Annotated in this window: 9 protein-coding genes; all 9 read left to right on the top strand. The window is 46.5% G+C overall.

All coding sequences use genetic code 11. The features are described 5' to 3' along the window. The first annotated feature begins 29 nt into the window (after positions 1-29). Entirely contained in the window at positions 30-1,031 is a 1,002-nt protein-coding gene (gene galE, locus O3620_RS00045) for a UDP-glucose 4-epimerase GalE (protein ID WP_002900516.1), read from the top strand. Between the two features lie 348 nt (positions 1,032-1,379). Then, positions 1,380-1,970 (top strand): CDP-archaeol synthase, encoded by a 591-nt coding sequence (locus O3620_RS00040; protein ID WP_002900515.1) that lies wholly within the window; start codon positions 1,380-1,382, stop codon positions 1,968-1,970. 14 nt (positions 1,971-1,984) lie between these two features. Beyond that, positions 1,985-4,480: a PEP/pyruvate-binding domain-containing protein gene (locus O3620_RS00035; RefSeq protein WP_371601286.1), complete on the top strand. Its 2,496-nt coding sequence runs from the start codon at positions 1,985-1,987 to the stop codon at positions 4,478-4,480. Then, positions 4,467-5,099, top strand: coding sequence for a phosphatidylcholine/phosphatidylserine synthase (locus tag O3620_RS00030; protein ID WP_002919152.1), 633 nt, complete (start codon positions 4,467-4,469; stop codon positions 5,097-5,099). The genes O3620_RS00035 and O3620_RS00030 overlap by 14 nt, the downstream gene beginning before the upstream one ends. Further along, entirely contained in the window at positions 5,092-5,964 is an 873-nt protein-coding gene (locus O3620_RS00025) for a phosphatidylserine decarboxylase (RefSeq protein WP_125410346.1), read from the top strand. Before O3620_RS00030 ends, O3620_RS00025 begins: the two co-directional genes overlap by 8 nt. Further along, positions 5,949-6,848, top strand: coding sequence for a UbiA family prenyltransferase (locus O3620_RS00020; protein ID WP_002900511.1), 900 nt, complete (start codon positions 5,949-5,951; stop codon positions 6,846-6,848). The genes O3620_RS00025 and O3620_RS00020 overlap by 16 nt, the downstream gene beginning before the upstream one ends. Further along, entirely contained in the window at positions 6,848-9,331 is a 2,484-nt protein-coding gene (locus O3620_RS00015; RefSeq protein WP_023916140.1) for a phosphoenolpyruvate synthase, read from the top strand. The genes O3620_RS00020 and O3620_RS00015 overlap by 1 nt, the downstream gene beginning before the upstream one ends. Beyond that, positions 9,318-10,391, top strand: coding sequence for a hypothetical protein (locus tag O3620_RS00010; protein WP_371601285.1), 1,074 nt, complete (start codon positions 9,318-9,320; stop codon positions 10,389-10,391). Before O3620_RS00015 ends, O3620_RS00010 begins: the two co-directional genes overlap by 14 nt. 211 nt (positions 10,392-10,602) lie before the next feature. Beyond that, the coding region (locus O3620_RS00005) for an SIALI-17 repeat-containing surface protein (RefSeq protein WP_371601284.1) at positions 10,603-14,680 on the top strand (4,078 nt) is incomplete at its 3' end.

Raw genomic sequence — 14,680 nt, 5'->3', positions numbered from 1 at the left:
ATCTAGCGTAACAGGGAAAGGAAGGTTTTATGGCAATTTTAGTATTAGGTGGAGCTGGCTATATCGGCTCGCACATGGTTGACCGTTTGATAGCAGCAGGTAAGGAAGAGGTAGTCGTTGTTGATAATTTGGTGACTGGTCATCGGGCAGCCGTCCACCCGCAAGCAGTCTTTTATGAGGGGGATTTGGCGGATAAGGACTTTATGCGTGATGTCTTTGCTAAGCATCCATCCATCGATGCAGTCATTCACTTTGCAGCCTTTTCACTGGTGGCAGAGTCTATGGCGGACCCGCTCAAGTATTTTGACAATAACACAGCCGGTATGGTTTCTCTTTTGGAAGTCATGCAGGAATGCGGCGTTAAAAACATTGTCTTTTCTTCAACCGCTGCGACTTATGGCATTCCTGAGGAAGTGCCGATTCTGGAAACGACCCCGCAAAAGCCGATTAATCCTTATGGTGAGAGCAAGCTTATGATGGAGACTATTATGCGTTGGGCAGACCAGGCCTATGGCATCAAGTTTGTAGCCCTGCGTTATTTCAATGTGGCGGGTGCCAAGCCCGACGGCTCTATTGGCGAGGACCACGGACCTGAAACTCATCTCTTGCCCATTGTGCTTCAAGTGGCTCAGGGCAAACGTGAGAAGATTGCCGTCTTTGGCGATGATTACGATACTCCAGACGGCACCAATGTCCGAGATTATGTCCATCCTTTCGACTTGGCTGACGCTCATATTTTGGCTGTTGAGCATCTGCGTGCAGGACAGCCTTCAGATGCCTTTAACCTTGGCTCTTCGACTGGTTTTTCCAACCTGCAGATTGTAGAAGTAGCTCGAAAGGTGACCGGACATCCTATTCCTTTGGAAATAGCAGAGCGGCGCCCAGGCGATCCGGATACGCTGATTGCTTCCTCTGAGAAAGCAAGAAAAATTCTGGGCTGGCAGCCGAAATTTGACAATATCGAAACCATTATCGAAACTGCTTGGAAATGGCACTCCAGTCATCCAAATGGTTATGATGATAGAGGATAAACTGACAAACCAGCTAGAAAAGCTGGTTTTTTAATTTTTATTATAAAACCCTTCTTTACAAATTTTTAAAAGCATTTTATAATAAAAAGAAGATTGATTGACATATTATCTGAAATCTTGTTTAGTTGCTACTAACTCTTAGTATTTCTTAAAAAATCAGGTAGTTACAGATGCGACGGGAAGCAACATTTTAGAATAACGAATTTTTGTACCATAATCAGATGTGACAGTTGTTGACAGTTTGTTGTGTAAGGGCTTTAGTGACTTATGATATAATGAAGTCATAAAAGTTTGAGAAGTCTCTTAATCTTTTCAAACTGATTTTCATAAAAAGAATAGGAAATAAGTATGCGTTCGATTCTTGCCTTATATATCACCCTGATGCCGGTCATTCTGGCTGGAGTTCTGAATATGATCTTTTGCAAGTCTTCACTGCTAGAGGCGGCTTATCGACCAATGGATGCTGGGCTGATTTTAAAGGATGGGAAGAGGCTTTTTGGGGCTAACAAGACCTGGAAAGGTTTCCTTGGCATGATTCTCTGGGGAGCTTTGGCTCAGATTCTCTGGGGATTGCTCTTGAAGAGTATTCCTACCCTAGAGACGCTGCACTTGGTCTATGCTTTCTACGAAAATACCGTGCTGTTTAATCTGATGCTTGGCGCTCTTTTGGGGCTGGCTTATGTTTTGTTTGAGCTGCCCAATAGTTTTATCAAGCGCCGTTTGGAAATCAGAGAGGGCAAGACGGCGGAGAATGGCTGGAAATGGACTTTTATCTGGATAGACCAGATTGATTCCTTGATTGGCTGTATTATTTTCTTGCTTTTCTATATCCCTCTGTCCTGGCAGCAGATGCTGGGCATACTCATCCTAGGGGCGGGCACGCATCTAGGAGTCAATTGTCTGCTCTACTGGGCTAAGCTTAGAAAAAATCGTATGTGAGATGGGAGTATTTGATGAAAAAACTATGGCTGGAAAAAGAGCCTTCGGTCGTCTATGGCGGTAAAATCAATCAGTTAATCAACCTCTGTCAGCTGGGGCTTTCGGTGCCTAGGGCTCTAATATTGCCGGCAGACCAAGTCATGGCTTGGCTAAAAGTAGCTCTGCCAGAATACTCAAAAGAGGGACTTAAAGAATTAATCGAACTGGGCAAGGAGGAAATTGCCGAGCGTTTGCAGCAATATCCCTTGGAGCCAGCTTGGCTACAGGAGTTAGCAGCTTTTTGTCAGAAAAATCAAGCTTATATCGTTCGCAGCAGTGCCATCTTAGAAGACGGACAGACCATGTCATTTGCTGGTCAATATGACTCGATTGGTGACTGCCGGACACTGTCAGAAATTGAGCAGGGCATTCGTTCCTGTCTGCTTTCTCTTTTTAATCCAGAAGCCTTGGCCTACTGGCAGCGTCAGGGTCTGGCGGAGCAGAATTTTGCCATGGCAGTGCTGATTCAGGAGCAGATAGAGCCCGACTTCAGCGGTGTCTGCTTTTCCCTAGATGTGGCGACTAATCAGGACCAGTCTATGCTGCTTGAGTATGTAAAAGGCTCGGCTGAGAGCTTGGTTAGCGGTCAAGTCAATCCTGAGCAGCTGACTCTTGCTTGGTACAAGCCGGACTGGCTCCAGTTTGAAAAGACTGAAATCCCTCTGGCAGTCTTGCAGAAGCTGCACGAGCAAGTTTTGCAGATTGTGGCGTATTTTGGTCGGCCGATGGATATTGAGTGGTGCGCTGTCCAAGAGCAAGTCTATCTGCTGCAGGCTCGGCCCATCACGACAGTACCAACAAAAATCGACAGTGGTCGCTGGACGACAGCAAATTTTCGGGATGGAGGGGTAGCGGCTCAGCCCTGTCCCAACCTGATGTGGAGCCTTTATCGCCATTCTTGGCAAGAGGCACTCTCCAGCTTTTTGCTGGCAATTGGCCTAGAGCCTGAAGGTATGATGCCGCCGCTAATGCGTCTCCATTATGCTCGGCCTTTCTGGAACTTAGGCGTGGTCAAGCAAGGTATGGAGCAGATTCCGGGCTATATTGAGCGAGACTTTGATGATGAGCTGGGAGTTAATAAAGACTACCAAGGTCAAGGTTTTACCAGCAAATTAAGTCCAGCCTTGCTCTTGAATTTCCTGCGGGTGGCTTGGAAAACGCAAAAAGTAACTAAGGCTTTTCTGTATCAGGCTCCAGACAAGCTGCAAGATCTGCGCCAGCAATTTAACCGTCTTCATCAAGAAATAGGAGAACTGAACCACCAAAGCCCGTTGCAACAAGTCGAGAGTCTTTGGCAGTTAGTGCTAAATCAGGTTTATTTAGACAGTGAGGGAACTTATTTTTGGCAGGCCTACATCAATACGGTTCAGCTGTCCATGAAAAAGACCAGTCTCCTCAAATGGCTGACGGTTGATGAATTTTTCCAACTAATAGCTAAGTTGGGAAATGTTTCGCATACCAAGCCTTTGGCTAGGATGCTGGAAGTTGCGGATCTTGTTTTGGCAGATGAGAAACTGATAGACGATTGGTTGAAGCCATCGGTGGAAGAATTGCAGGAACTGGCTGCACAATACCCTGAGCGAGCAGATTTCATCAAGATTCAGGATTTCCAAAAGGATTTTGGCTATCACTCGGCACGGGAGCTGGACTTGCGAGTGGCTAGCTATGAAGAAGATGCTCATCAAGTTATGACAGCGGTCCAGCAGTTGATTGCTGATCCTGCTTACTACCAAGCGGCCAAAGCTTCGCTCAGTCCTGTCTCAGGGTTTGAGCTGGATCTTGCTCATCTATCTCGAACCAAGCAGAAAAAGATAGAAAAAATCAGCGAAGACTTGAGGAACTTGCTCTGGTGGCGGGAGGAGTTCAAAGATATTTCCACGCGCTATTACCACCTCATTCGTCAGCTTAGTCTCAAACTCGGCCGAGCCTATAAAAAGCGAGGTTTTCTAAAAGGTTCTCAAGATATTTTTTACATTAAGAAAGAAAGCCTGACTGCCTTTATGGAAGGACAAAAGACTGTTGACCAGCTCCAAGAAGAAGTGGCTGATAATCGGCATTATTGCCAGGCCTATCGGAATTTTGAGCTAGTGGGGGATTTGACCGACAAAGAGATGGGACTGGAAGAGGTGGCCCCTGAGAGTCAGGCTCTGCTGACGGGAATGCCAGCCAGCAGCGGTCAGGTGACCGGTCGGGTTCGAGTTCTCTTGGATTTGGCTGATATTGAGATGATTGAACCGGGAGAAATTCTTGTCACTCGCTATACAGATACGGGTTGGAGTTATGTTTTCGGTATTCTGGGCGGTCTTGTGACAGAGTATGGCGGGGTTCTCTGCCATGCCTCCATTGTCGCTAGGGAATGCGGGGTTCCAGCTCTGGTTTGCGCCAAGAATGCAACTCAGCTGCTAGAAACTGGCATGCTGGTTACTTTAGATGGAAGAAGAGGAGAAATAAAAATTCATGAAGAAGAATGAACCTTTGTTTATTGGTGAATACGACAAATCTGTTATCCTGACCTATATGGGCGCTGCTTTTGCACTGTTGGCAGTCTATGCCGTCATTCAATCCCAGCTGCGGCTAGCTATGATGGCCTTTATCGTTAGCGGTATCTGTGACCTTTTTGATGGTGTGGTGGCGAGAAGGATGAAGCGGACTGAAAGTCAGAAGCGCTTCGGCATTGAGATTGATTCGCTCTGCGACATGATTAGCTTTGCGACTCTTCCGGCTGTGCTCCTCATGACTCAGCTGCCCTTGGGAGCGGCCAATATCGTCTTGGCTGTCCTCTATGTCTTAGCTGCAGTTACGCGCTTGGCTCATTTTAATCGCTTGGCCAAGCATGATGAAGGATCTGGCTCGTATTTTATCGGCTTGCCCGTGACTTACAGCGCCCTATTTTTTCCTCTGACCTATCTGGTCTGTCAATGGCTGGCGCCTGGTTTCTTTGCTTGGGTGTGGCTGGGCTTGTCTCTTTTGTTGACCTTCTTATTTGTCTACAACTGCCGGATTCCCAAGCCTAATAAGTTGGCCTATTTGGTTTTTGCGATTTTAGCTGTTGCTAGCTTGATTGGTCTGGGGGTCCTGCCCCATGGTTAAGGTCTATCAGAGAAGGACTGGCCAAGTAGTGGAACCGACAGAATATAAGGCGGGGCTGTTAGATAAGCTTTATGGTACTGCTTGGGGTCGCTTCTTATTGCCTATCTTGACCCGACCTAGCCTGTCTTATCTTCTGACTTTGAAAGACTACACTGCATTTTCTCGCAAGAAAATAGCAGCTTTTGTGGAAAATTATCAGCTGGATCTAGCTGACTATGAAGGTGGCCCCTATTCTAGCTTTGCGGCTTTCTTCCAGCGAAAAATCAAGTCCGCTCTGCGTCCAGTCTGTCCTGACAGTCAAGTACTGGCTGTGGCGGATGCTAAGTTAGAGGTTTTTACCATCAGTCAGGACTTGCAGCTGACAATTAAGGGGCAGACATACAGGTTAGCTGACTTACTGCTGGATGAAGAATTAGCTCAGCTGTTTAGTGGCGGAACAGCTCTTGTTTATCGTTTGGGAGTGGAAGACCTGCACCACTATCTGGCTGCTGAATCCGGCAGAATTACCCGAAGACGAAAAATCAAAGGCCGCTTGCATACGGTCAGGCAGGTAGCCCAAAAGCGGCGCTTGATTTACAAAGAAAATAAAAGAGAATACTGTCTTTTAGATACCGACCTAGGACCTGTCCTGCAGATGGAAGTAGGGGCTCTCTTGGTCGGAAGAATATACAATCACAGTCAGGACAGTTTGGTCAGGGGACAGGAGAAGGGCTGCTTTGGTCTGGGTGGCTCAACCATTCTTGTCCTCTATCCAGCAGGCACGATTCGCTCGGATCAGGATATCCTGACTTACTCAGACCTTGGAATAGAAACCCAGATTCAAATGGGTGAAAAGATTGGAGAAAAGCTATGTTTAAACGATTAGCTGTTTACTATAAGGAAATGTTTCCTTTGCTGCCACGCTTTTTTGTGGCTGCCATCATGTTTTTTGAGATTTATTTTGTCCTTCTGCTTAATGACGGAGTGACCAAGTTTCGCTTTGACCATCAGGAGTTGATCGGAATTTTTACCATTTTCGTCTTTCTGATGATTCTGCGGATCGCGGATGATTTCAAGGACTATGAGACCGACAGACGCCTCTTTCCTCATCGGGCTCTGCCATCTGGCCGGGTGAAAAAGAAGGACCTGGCTATTGCCCTCAGCTTTATCGTAGCTGTATCTGTACTTCTCAATATCCTCTTTATGAACAATATCGGCTGGTTCCTCTTTCTCTACATCTACGGAACTCTCATGTCCTTCTGGTTCTTTAAGCGTGATAAGATTCAAAATTCTCTGCCACTGGCTCTAGTAACCCATAATCCGGTCATGATGATTTTGAATCTTTATACTATTTCCTTTGTCTGCTACAAGTACAATCTGCCTCTCTTGTCCCTGCCGACTGTCTTGCTGGCCTTTACCATGTATTTCCCAAGTCTGATCTGGGAAGTCTGCCGCAAGATTCGAGCGCCAAAAGACGAGACAGAGTATGTGACCTATTCTAAGCTTTTTGGCTACAAAAAAGCTACTCGCTTTATCGAGGTGGTGACTCTGCTGGATATCTTGACCAATTTTGCCCTTCTCTGGAATATTTCCCATGTTGGAGTGGTAATCTTGGTGCTGAATGTCATTTGGATGACCGTCCAGTTTGAGCAGTTTATCAAGGATCCGACTCGCTTTAATATCCGGGAGCGGGTGGAGCGTTATACTTATATCACAGAGACGACAATGGTTCTGTCCGTTGCTGTTTATCTCTTGATGGGGGTACTTTGATGAAAAGAATCAAGCAGACAGGGCTTGACCAGGTCGGAGGCAAGGCCTATCATTTGCTGAAAATGCAGGCTGCTGGTTTGCCGGTTCCTGACTTTGCAGTATTTGCTTTTGACTTTTTTCAAGAATCTGCCAGCTCTGCTGACTTGGAGCAGATGGAAGTAGCCTATCGGTCCGGAGAGTTGGAATTGTCCCAACTCAGTCAGCAATTTCAGGATTGGGCTAAAGAGCAGTTTGCGCAAGAAGATCTGACAGCAGCAGAAAACTGGATTCATCAGGAGTTTTCTCAGACAGACTGTCGCTTTGCGGTTCGCTCATCAGCAACCATTGAGGATGGGAAGGCTTCATCCTTTGCCGGTCAGTTTGAGAGCCAGCTCAATGTGAAGCCAGAGGGGCTTAAAGAAGCCGTCCAAGCGACTTTGCTCTCTCTTTATCAGGAGTCGGCTCTTAGTTATCTATTTGAGCAGGGACTATCCTTGAAGCAGGCACAGATGATTTGCCTTGTTCAGGTCATGCAGGAGGGAGAACTGTCTGGGATTTACTTCACAGCTAATCCCAAGGGCATTCTGAACGAGCACATCATTGTCATCGGTCGGGGCTTGGGCAATAAGGTTGTCGAGGATAAGATTCCTACAACCATGGTGACGCTCCATCCCAAGGACCAGCTCTTTTATACTGAGCAGACGGAGGACTCACCAGAATTATCACAGGAACAACTCGAGGACTTACAGGCCTTGGCTGGTCAGGTAAGTCAGCTTTTCGGACCTTATATGGATATGGAGTTTACCTTCGCAAATGGCCAGCTCTATCTTTTGCAAGCACGACCTATTACTACCTTGCTAGAAGGCCAGCAGATTATTCTGGATAACAGCAACATTGTCGAGAGCTATCCGGGCGTTTCTAGTCCTTTGACCATTAGCTTTATCCAGGAGGCCTATGCTAGCATTTTCCGCAGTCTGGCCCAGCGATTGGTTGGCAAGAATGCCCCTGAATTGGCAGCTTATGAATCCACATTTCAAAATATGCTACAACCAGTCAACAGTCGGGTTTATTACCAGATCCAGAGCTGGTATCAGCTCTTGCAGCTTCTGCCTTTTTCTAAGAAAATCATTCCTATCTGGCAGGATATGCTGGGAGTGAGAGAGACAGAGGTGCCTCAGATGCCAGTGCACCTGTCTGCTTTCAAACGCCTGCAAATCATGCTCCGAATCATCCGAGAGTTTTGGACGGCACCCAAACAAATGAGGCAATTGGAAGAGCAGTTCGCCCAGATTCAGCGCCAATACGAAGCGAGCTTTTCTCCCGATGCAGATGCGGAGACCTTGATTGGCTTGGTCAGCAAGCTGAAAGAGGATATTCTGGCTCACTGGGACATTACACTGGTCAATGACCTCTATGCTTTTGTCTATACTGGACTCCTGAAGAAGTCGCGGCGCGGCGGAGCGGTTCAGGCTGAGATTGCGGGAATTGAGCAGATTGAAAGCATGAGACCGGCTTTGGCTCTGCAGGCTTTAACAGCTCAGCTGAAAGCAGAAGAAAATGCAGAGATTAGACAGGCTATGGAAACTGAAAGTCCAGCAGTTTTTCTAAGTCGCCATCATCCTTTGGTCCAAGAAATTACTCATTTTATCCATGAATTTGGTGACCGAGCTCCGGAAGAGTTGAAGTTAGAAACACCAACCTTCCGAACGCACCCAGAGCGTCTGTTCAAGCTCCTGCTGCAAATGTACCAACAAGAGGAGAAAAAGTTGGCCCCTCAGAAACTTGAAGAAGTTGAGCAAAAATCAGGCTGGTGGACGAATTTTCTTCGCAAGCGAGCTATGACTGGTGTTAAATATCGGGAGAGCTCCCGCTTAAACCGCACACGAATCTATGGCATGATGCGACAGATTTTCCGAACGCTTGGGCAGCAATTAGCCGAGCAAGGACTGCTGGCTACGCCTGACGATGTTTTTTACCTGACAAAGGAAGAATTGTTTGAGCTGACCAGAAAACCCAGAGATGTTAGCGGCTTGATAGCCGAGCGTCGAGAGAAGTTGGAGGCTGATAAGGAGCTGCCAACCTTTAGTCGCTACGTTTTTGCTGGACAGGTCTTTGAGAAATACCTGAAACCGCAAAACCACACCAGCAGTCATAATACGGGCAATCAAGCCTTACAAGGGATTGGCTGCTCACCTGGCTGCGTCAAGGCTCAGGTTTTGGTCGTGGAAGATGTGCAGGAGATTGAGTCTGCTCAGGACCGGATTATCGTGACCAAGATGACCGATCCGGGCTGGGTCTATCTTCTGACCCAAGCCAAGGGTGTCATTGCCGAGCAGGGGTCTTTGCTCTCGCACACGGCCATTATTTCCCGTGAGTTGGGTATTCCTTCTATTGTTAATGTCAGAGGCGCCTGCAGCCAGCTGCAAAACGGTGATTGGATTGAGATGGATGGCCTTACTGGCAAGATTCGACTGATCAAGGAGGAAGACCATGCTGGAAATTAAACCAGTCAAACCTAATACTGTAGAGCTGGCCGATTTTCTAGCCCTGCCCAAACAGATTTACCAGCCAGACCACCTTATGCAGTCGGAAGAGGAAGAGCAGGCGTTAATTGAGGGCAGTCACCCGCTGAGTTCTGACTTAGAAACCTATGCCTTTATTGGCTATGAGGACGGTCGTTCTTGTATTCGAGGCCTTCTGACCTTCTATCCAGATGATGAGGCTGCTTACTTGGGATTTTTCGAGTCGATCAATGATCAACAGATTGCATCTGCTTTTATCAAGCATTTAGCAGGATTTGCTTGCAGTCTCGGAGTTAGCAGGATTATCGGTCCCGTACAGGCAAGTTTTTGGCTGGGCTATCGAATGCAGCTGACTGGAACAGAGGAGATTCCTTTTACTGGAGAACCTCATAATCCAGACTATTATCCTGAGTTATGGCAGGCTGCTGGTTTTGAGCTCAAGGAGCGCTATCTGTCCAATTTTTATCCCAAGGTTAGCAATCAAACTCATCAGGACAAGCTGGCTCATCGCTTTGAGTCTTTTGAAAAAGCGGGTTTCACCATTTGCTCTCCCAAAAAGAAGGAGTGGGATCAAGCTTCGCTGCAGGTTTTTGAGCTCCTCAATCGCCTCTATCAAGATTTTCCGATTTATCGCTCCATTTCCAGCCAGCAGTTCAGTCAGATTTTTCAAAAATACCAGTATATTCTTGATTTTTCCATGGTTAAGCTGGCCTATAAGGAGGGCAAGCTAGCAGGTTTTCTGATTGCTATGCCGGACTACGGTTCTCTGGTTTATCAAAAACTGACTCCTCTCAATCTAGCTAAACTTTTTTGGACCAAGCGCTTTCCCAAACGCTATATGATTATGTATTTAGGAGTAGATGAGGAATTCTTGGGGTTAGGCTCTGCCTTGGCCTATCCGATTTTTAAAGAGGCACAGAAGAGACAGGCTTCAGCTATTGGAGCCTTGATTCATCAAAAAACCGTCACGCGCCACTATGCAGCAGAATTGCAAGGAGACAAGCATGAGTACGGCCTCTTTGGATTGAATTTGAACTTCTGACTAACAAAATAAATCATATTTTAAAAAGCAAATTTTCTAATTGAAGATTTGTTTTTTAATCTTTCAGGTAAAAATGAACACTATTTTTAGGCTGTTCAAAAACATGATGATTTCAGTCTTCAAAGATATATTTTTAAGCAAAAGCATTGAATTTTTGTAGGAAATTCTGTAAAATTTTAAGAGATTATTATATGAAGAAAAGGGAATTATTATGGAAAAAAGAATCACTGGTGATACGCTCCAGCGCTATTCTTTTAGAAAGTTATCAGTAGGATTGGTTTCTGCCACTATCGGAAGCTTCTTTTTGAGTACCGCAATAGGGGGAAATACAAGCACGGTTGAGGCTGCAGAAGTCTCAGCAGGCAAAACCGTTCCAGTTCACTATCACTACGTAGTAGAGTCTGAACTGACTGAAGCTGAGAAGAATGCAGTTGTTAAGGAGCTTCCAAAGTTTGTGGAAGAAAACTCTGATGCTTATTACCTGGTTTACCGTCCAAAGACCCAGGGACTTTCGGCAAAAAGTTTGCCAAAGACGGGCTACTCAAGTCTGTGGGAAGCAACTTTTGCTGCTGCTGGACTGACTTTAGCAGTTTTAGTAATTGCACGAGGTAGAAATGGTAAGCGATACCTGTCTTCTATTTTGCTGGTGACAGGTCTAGGCTCTATTCTCCTAGCTCCTTCTGTATTTGCAGTGACCAATATTGAATTAGCCGCCTACAATCAAAGGCTGAATTTGACAGTAGGAGATAAGCTGCCTGAACCTTTAGAGATTGCTGGTTTTGAGTATGTCGGCTATCTAAAAAGCGGTGAACAAGGCAAGGAGAACGCAGCAGGAAGTCATCAACTTCCTACGGCACAGAAGGACTTGTCAGCTGTCGAAGTCGATCAGCAGGCAGGTAAATCTGCTAGTCTTTCTGGGAATCAGGGTACTGCCAACAAGCCTGTGTCTACTGAAACAGATAAACTGACAGAGCAAGAAAAAGAGATTATTGCTGCCAAAGAGCGCGAATTTGCTCGGCTTTCTCCAGTCACTGAAGTACCAGAACTGGAATTCAAGAGCCAAGAAAGCAGCCAGACCCAAGTCCTGCCTTATCGAACAGAATACCAATATTCAAATGAACTCGCAGAGGGGCAATCTCAGGTCATTCGTGCAGGTGTCGCTGGAACTCGCACTGTCGTCACTCGCAATTATATAGCAGGTAAAGAAATTGTAAAAAGTGAAGTGATTTCAGACCAGGTAACTGCAGAGCCAGTTTCAGAAATTGTGTTGGTTGGAACTGCCGCAGTAAAATCTGTGCCAAAAGAGGCACCAGTTCAAGAAGTCCCAGAATTGACGAACTATGGAACGACGCCCGATACAGCGCCAGTACATCAAGTTCCAGAATTGACGACTTATGGCACTGCGCCAGATACCGCACCTGTTCAAGAAGTGCCTGAGTTAACAACTTATGGTACCGCACTAGATGACGCACCCGTGCAAGAAGTTCCAGAATTGACGACTTATGGCACAACGCTAGATACAGCACCGGTTCAAGAAGTCCCAGAGCTAACCACTTATGGCACTGCGCCAGATACCGCACCTGTGAATGAAGTTCCAGAATTGACAACGTATGGCACTGCACCAGATACAACGCCAGTACAAGAAGTTCCGGAACTAACCACTTATGGTACCGCACCAGATGAAGCACCCGTGCATCAAGCCCCAGAATTAGAGCTGACTGCGACGGATGAAACAAGAAGAGAAAAGATAGATTTTTCCGTTGAAGAACAGTATACTGATGAGATTCCAGAAGGCAGTCGCCAAATTGTCACACCAGGTGTCCAGGGTGAGCGGGCGATTACTACTCGTATCTATACCTCGAATGGCCAAGAAGTTGACCGCCAAGTTTTATCGGATGAAGAAATTCTTGCAGCAGTCACTCAAATTATTAAGGTCGGTACAAGTAAGTCAAGTCTGATTCCGGCTGACTCACCAAAGGCAGAAGAACTACCAGAATACCCGCTGACTTACACCGACGAAACGCGCGTAGAGAAAATCAACTATACTATTCGTGAAGAAGAAACGGACGAGCTAGCCCAAGGTACTCGCCAAATTGCGACTCCGGGCGTTCAGGGCGAGCGAACAATCAAGACCCGTGTTTACAGCTCCAACGGTCAGGAAATTAATCGTCAAGAACTTTCTAATGAAGAAACTCTAGCTCCAGTGACGCAAGTTGTCAAAGTCGGTACAGCTAAGCCAACCATGGTTCCGAACGATGCGCCGAAAGCAGAAGTTCTTCCAGAATATCCGTTGACTTACACGGACGAAACTAGAGTTGAAAAAATCAACTTCACCATTCGTGAGGAAGAGACAGACAATCTTGTTCGTGATGTCCGTCAGATTGCGACTCCAGGAGTGCAAGGCGAGCGAACAATCAAGACTCGCGTCTATAGTTCCAATGGACAAGAAATTGACCGCCAAGAGTTGTCCAATGAAGAAACCTTGGCTCCAGAGACGCAAGTTGTCAAAGTCGGTACCGCTAAACCAACCATGGTACCAGGTGATGCACCAAAAGCAGACGTTTTGCCAGAGTATCCATTAATATACACGGATGAAACGCGCGTAGAGAAAATCAACTATACTATTCGTGAAGAAGAGACTGACGAGCTAGTCCAAGGTACTCGCCAAATTGCGACTCCAGGTGTGCAAGGTGAGCGAACAATCAAGACTCGCATCTACAGTTCCAACGGTCAAGAAGTTGACCGTCAGGAGCTGTCTAACGAAGAAACTCTAGCTCCAGTTACTCAAGTTATCAGAATTGGCACGGCTAAGCCAACCATGGTTCCAAACGATGCACCGAAAGCAGACACTCTTCCAGAGTACCCGTTGACTTACACGGACGAAACTCGAGTTGAGAAGATTAACTTCACCATTCGTGAAGAAGAAACGGACGAATTGGTTCGTGATGCCCGTCAAATAGCGACTCCGGGAGTTCAAGGTGAGCGAACTATCAAGACCCGTGTCTACAGTTCCAACGGTCAAGAAGTTGACCGACAAGAGTTTTCCAATGAGGAGACTCTAGCTCCAGTAACGCAAGTTGTCAAAGTCGGAACGGCTAAGCCGCATATGGTACCGAACGATGGACCAAAAGCAGACGTTTTGCCAGAGTATCCGCTGACTTACACAGACGAAACCCGCGTTGAAAAAGTAGCCTTCAATATTGAGGAACAATATACTGATGAGTTACCACAGGATGTCCGCCAAATCGCAACACCGGGTGTCCAAGGTGAACGCACTATTAAGACTCGTGTCTACAGTTCAGACGGTCGAGAAGTTGACCGTCAGGAACTGTCCAATGAAGAGACTCTTGCTCCAGTAACGCAAGTTGTCAAAGTCGGAACTGCTAAGCCAAACATGGTACCGAACGAAGCTCCGAAAGCCGATGCTTTGCCAGAGTACCAGTTGACTTATGCCGATGAAACGCGTATTGAGAAAATCGCCTTCAATATTGAAGAGCAATATACGGATGAATTGCCACAAGATGCCCGTCAAATTGCGACTCTGGGTGTCCAAGGCGAGCGGACGATTAAGACCCGTGTCTACAGCTCCAATGGTCAGGAAATCGACCGCCAAGAGTTGTCCAATGAAGAAACCTTGGCTCCAGTAACACAAGTTGTTAAAGTCGGAACTGCTAAGCCAACCATGGTACCAGGTGATGCACCAAAAGCAGACGCTTTGCTAGAGTATCCGCTAACTTACACGGATGAAACTCGAGTGGAGAAAATAAACTTCACTATTCGTGAAGAAGAAACGGACGAACTTGTTCGCGATGCACGCCAAATTGCGACTCCAGGAGTGCAAGGCGAGCGAACAATCAAGACCCGTGTTTACAGTTCCAATGGTCAAGAAGTTGACCGTCAGGAGTTATCGAATGAGGAAACTCTAGCTTCAGTAACACAAATTGTTAAAGTTGGTACGGCTAAACCAAATATGGTACCGAACGATGCACCAAAAGCCGATGCTCTTCCAGAGTACCCATTAACTTACACAGATGAAACGCGTGTTGAGAAAATCAACTTCGCGATTCGTGAAGAAGAAACGGATGAACTTGTTCGTGATACCCGTCAAATCGCGACTCCAGGTGTTGAGGGCGAGCGGACTATCAAGACTCGTGTCTACAGCTCCAACGGTCAAGAAATTGATCGCCAAGAACTGTCCAATGAGGAAACTCTCGCTCCAGTAACGCAAGTTGTCAAAGTCGGTACGGCTAAGCCAACCATGATACCGAGTGATGCGCCAAAAGCAGACG

The sequence above is a fragment of the Streptococcus sp. 27098_8_134 genome (assembly GCF_041431675.1).
GTDB lineage: Bacteria > Bacillota > Bacilli > Lactobacillales > Streptococcaceae > Streptococcus > Streptococcus sanguinis_R.
The sequence above is the reverse complement of the archived record's forward strand: the minus strand, read 5'-3'. Positions and strand labels throughout refer to the sequence as shown.

Coding starts and splice junctions, on each gene's coding strand:
- galE (WP_002900516.1), top strand. CDS start 30: ATGGCAATTTTAGTATTAGGTGGAGCTGGCTATATCGGCTCGCACATG.
- O3620_RS00040 (WP_002900515.1), top strand. CDS start 1,380: ATGCGTTCGATTCTTGCCTTATATATCACCCTGATGCCGGTCATTCTG.
- O3620_RS00035 (WP_371601286.1), top strand. CDS start 1,985: ATGAAAAAACTATGGCTGGAAAAAGAGCCTTCGGTCGTCTATGGCGGT.
- O3620_RS00030 (WP_002919152.1), top strand. CDS start 4,467: ATGAAGAAGAATGAACCTTTGTTTATTGGTGAATACGACAAATCTGTT.
- O3620_RS00025 (WP_125410346.1), top strand. CDS start 5,092: ATGGTTAAGGTCTATCAGAGAAGGACTGGCCAAGTAGTGGAACCGACA.
- O3620_RS00020 (WP_002900511.1), top strand. CDS start 5,949: ATGTTTAAACGATTAGCTGTTTACTATAAGGAAATGTTTCCTTTGCTG.
- O3620_RS00015 (WP_023916140.1), top strand. CDS start 6,848: ATGAAAAGAATCAAGCAGACAGGGCTTGACCAGGTCGGAGGCAAGGCC.
- O3620_RS00010 (WP_371601285.1), top strand. CDS start 9,318: ATGCTGGAAATTAAACCAGTCAAACCTAATACTGTAGAGCTGGCCGAT.